Origin of the sequence: Anoxybacillus sp. LAT27 (genome assembly GCF_022030075.1) — a bacterium.
In the GTDB taxonomy this organism is placed as follows: Bacteria; Bacillota; Bacilli; order Bacillales; family Anoxybacillaceae; genus Anoxybacillus; species Anoxybacillus kestanbolensis.
Genome location: NZ_JAIWYK010000283.1, coordinates 1 through 234, shown reverse-complemented (window position 1 = coordinate 234; position 234 = coordinate 1). Strand labels below are relative to the sequence as shown.

The 234-nt window shown below is 67.1% G+C and carries 1 protein-coding gene; it reads right to left on the bottom strand.

Annotation, left to right across the window (positions count from 1 at the left end):
• Nucleotides 1-234 (bottom strand): ATP-binding cassette domain-containing protein (locus LD028_RS09470; protein WP_237811671.1); only part of this gene is annotated, 234 nt, incomplete at both ends.

Genomic DNA, 234 nt, shown 5'->3' with positions numbered 1-234 from the left:
CGAAGACTCCTGGCGCACCACGGCCATCCGCCGGGCCGCCTGCTGCGGCGACAGCCGGTAGAGATCATCGCCGTCCAGCGAGATCAGCCCGGCGTCCGGCTTCAGCACGCGGTAGATGCTCTTCAACAGCGTCGACTTCCCGCTCCCGTTCGGGCCGATCAGGCCGACGAGCTCCCCTGTCCGGACCTGCAGGCCGACATCGTGGAGCACTGCTTTTTTGTCGAGCGTCACGGA